A 3544-nucleotide genomic window follows, 5' to 3' on the forward strand; every position below is an offset into this window, starting at 1 on the left:
TCCGGGATGAGCCCACCGGGTTCGGCGACGAGGACGGCGGTGAAGCTCGCGCCGTCCCATAACGGTTCACCGAGGTCGAGGCCGGCGCCGGCAACGACCGGGACGCCTTCGACAGCGGGGATCGCCGCCAGCAGGGCGAGCCGCCGGGCGACGCTGTCACGCTGGTCCTTCAGGGAAAGCAGCAGCTCGGCGCGTGGTCCGGCCGGGTCGAGCATCGAGGCCGCCGGATTGCCCATGGGGGAGCGGGACATCCCGAGGGTCGCGTAGCGGACGACTCCCCGCGCGGGGTGGCCGAAGCGCAGGACCTCGATGGGCTCGGCACCGAGAAACGTGATCTCCGCGCGTCCGGTCTCAGGCCCGAGTTCCCGGATCAGGTGGGTCTCCACCCGCCTGAGCACCTCTGAGCCGTCCAAACCGCCCAGGCCATCCAGATTTGCCAAGCCGTCCACGGGATCGACCTTACGGGCCCGCTGAACCCGTTGGCAGCCGACCGGCTCCGCCAACGGGCACCGCCACCCGCTGACGGGGCCAGTTGGCAGGAAGGATCTCCGGAGTTTCGTGGGATCGGCTTCGTGGGATCAGCAAACGTGGCTTGGGCGCGCAGGCTCCGAATGATCATCTGTGGTCGATGGTTTCGGAAGCGATTGCTCAGTCCAGATGACCTTGCCGTTGGACGTGTAGCGGACTCCCCACCGCCGGGTGAGCTGAGCGATCAGGAACAGGCCGCGCCCGCCCTCGTCGGTGCTGCTGGCGCGGCGCAGCCGGGGGGATGTGCTGCTGGTGTCGGATACCTCGCAGATCAGTGCGTGGTCGTGGAGCAGGCGGACCTGGATGGGGCCGGCCGCGTGCCGGATTGCGTTGGTGATCAGTTCACTGGCGACCAGCTCGGTGGTGAAGGCGATGTCCTCCAGTCCCCAGTCGGCCAGTTGCCGGGTGACCGCGGCGCGCATGCTGGAGACGACTGTCGGGTCGGCGGGCAGCTCCCAGCTGGCGTGGCGTTCCGCGTCCAGCGCATGGGTCCGAGCCACCAGCAGCGCGACGTCGTCGCCTGGATGGGCCGGCAGCATGGCCGCCGCCAGCGCCTGGCAGGTCTGTTCCGGCGGCCGGTCGGGATGGGCCAGCAGGCGTCGGAGCTGCTCAAGACCGGCGTCGATGTCACGGTGCCGGTCCTCGATGAGCCCGTCGGTGTACAGGACGAGCTGGCTGCCGGGGGACACCTCGAACTCGGCTGTTTCAAAGGGCAGCCCGCCAAGCCCGAGCGGCGGCCCGGCAGGCAGATCGAGGAACTCCACGGTGCCGTCGGGGTGGATAAGCGCGGGCATCGGGTGTCCGGCGCGCGCCATGGTGCAGCGCCTGGAGACCGGGTCGTAGACCGCGTACAGGCAGGTTGCCCCGATCAGCCCGTGCCCGCCCGGCTCGGTGCTTTCCTCCTCATCCAGCCGGTTGACCAGATCGTCGAGATGCGCGAGAAGCTCATCAACGGGCAGGTCCAGGGCGGAGAAGTTCTGGACGGCGGTGCGCAGGCGGCCCATGGTGGCGGCGGCGTGCAGGCCATGGCCGACAACGTCACCGACCACCAGGGCAACCCGGGCGCTGGACAGCGTGATGACGTCGAACCAGTCGCCGCCCACCCCGGACTGGGCGGGCAGGTAGCGGTGGGCGACTTCGACGGCGTGCTGTTCGGGCAGGCCCCGGGGGAGGAGGCTGCGCTGGAGGGCGAGCGCGAGCCCATGCTCGTGGGTGTAGCGGCGGGCGTTGTCAATGCAGACGGCGGCTCGGGCGACCAGCTCCTCGGCGAGGGACAGGTCGTCCTCCTCGAAGGCGCCGGCCCGCGCGCAGCGGTAGAAGCTGGCGACGCCCAGCGTGTCGCCGCGGGCGCGCAGCGGGACTGTCATGAGCGAGTGGATGCCATGGTCGGGGGGGATCCCGCCGCATGCGGGGTCCCCGGCCAGCTCGCCCTCCCCGGCCAGCTCCCCGGCCGCGGCGTGTGGATCCGGCTCGAGAACGGGATGCCCGGTGGTGAAGCAGCGGGCCTGGGGGGCCGACGGAAGGTAGTTCAGCAGGTCGCCCGGCGGGCGGAACGCGCGTCCCGCCGTGATGCCGTGGATGGCGGTGCGGCGTAGTCCTTCATGTATGTCGGTCGGTTCGTCCCCGCGCAGGACCGAGTCAGGCAGATCAACCGTGACGTGGTCGGCGAACCGCGGGACCGCGACATCCGCCAGTTCCTGGGCGGTCCGCGTCACGTCCAGGGTACTGCCGATGCGCATACTGGCCTCATAGAGCAGCTCCAGCCGTTGCCGTGCCGCGACGGCGAGCTGGCCGACCCTCGGCTCACCCACCAGCAGCAGCCATCTGTCGCTGCCGGCAGCGGGTTCGGCCGCCTCCGCTCCGGCGGGCTCTGGCGCGGCCAGTTCCGCTTCGGACGCAGCCTTCCTGGTCAGCTGAAACTGCCTCGGCAGGCGACTGTCAGCGGGCGGCGGGGCGGTGTCACCCCTCGCCGGCCGGCGGCCGCGGTGGTCTGTAGGCAAGACCGGCCTCGACGGCGAGCCCTTCGGCACCGGCGGCGGTCGTCACCGGCCGGCACACCAGCACCGCCAGCTGACCGTGGGACAAACGCACCTCCACGGCGGCCCGGCACGCGGCGGAAATCAGCTCCGCCGCCTTTTCTCGCAGGATTTGTTCGTCCCGGCTGCTCATCATGAGGTTGGCCGGGGCACGGAGGATGACCTCGGTGGGCGCCCGAACGTACGGTTCACCCGCAACCGGGACAATGGATGCGCGGGTGCGGTGTCCATCCCGGAGCAGCGCCTGGATGAGGGCTTGCTCCCGCTCCGTGTACTGTTCCAGTATCCGCCGCTCGATCGCGCTGGCCGCTCCGCGGGCCATGGTCATCATTTTTGGGTCGGCGTCGGAGCGCAGGCAGGTGAGATCAATGATGCCCTCAATACGGCCGCTGATCGGATCGCGTATCGGCGCACCCGCGCAGACGTACGGGTGCAGGCGGGCGGCGAAGTGTTCGACGCTCGAGACGTAGGAGGGCCTCCGCTCCACGAGCGCGGTGCCGATCCCGTTCGTACCGACGACGTGTTCGGCATAGCTGAAGCCCGGGGCGAGGCACACCCCGTCGAGATGCCGGTTCAGCGCGGATCCGGTTGCGCGACGATGCAGTACCGTAGCGTCGCCGTCGGTAAGAATCACGCCCACGCCGGCCCTTGCAAGGCTGACTTCCAGCCGATTGAGGACGGGTGCGGCTATTCGGATGATGCGCTCATCCGGGTCCAGATCGGACCGGTAGGAAGGCGCGAGACGGTCTGGGACGAGCCCGAGGGACTCGCAGCGTCGCCAGGAGCTCAGGATCGGGATCCGGACACCTCCGCCGGCCGGTTCATCGGTCACGAAATGCTGGTGGGCGCGGTCGAGCGTGGTGTTGTCCTCAATGGCGTTCGTCACCGGGTGCTTCCCTTCGCGCGAAACCAAATCGTGGCCACATTGATCGTCGGCGTGATGTTCATCCTCGTCTTCGTCGCCGGAGCGACGGCTTAGA

At 69.7% G+C, this 3544-nt stretch carries 3 protein-coding genes; all 3 read right to left on the bottom strand.

Annotated features, from left to right (window positions below):
* Positions 1–440 (bottom strand): suppressor of fused domain protein (locus MJ785_RS20300; RefSeq protein ID WP_239382351.1); only part of this gene is annotated, 440 nt, incomplete at its 3' end.
* 138 nt (positions 441–578) lie between these two features.
* A complete protein-coding gene (locus MJ785_RS20305; RefSeq protein ID WP_239382347.1) occupies positions 579–2339 on the bottom strand; it encodes a SpoIIE family protein phosphatase in 1761 nt (586 codons plus the stop codon).
* 148 nt (positions 2340–2487) lie between these two features.
* Positions 2488–3450 carry a hypothetical protein gene (locus MJ785_RS20310; RefSeq protein ID WP_239382349.1) on the bottom strand — a complete coding sequence of 321 codons (963 nt, stop codon included), beginning with the start codon at positions 3448–3450 and terminating at the stop codon, positions 2488–2490.
* Between the last annotated feature and the right edge of the window lie 94 nt (positions 3451–3544).

Origin of the sequence: Protofrankia sp. CiT1, assembly GCF_917627335.1 — a bacterium.
Taxonomy (GTDB): domain Bacteria; phylum Actinomycetota; class Actinomycetes; order Frankiales; family Frankiaceae; genus Protofrankia.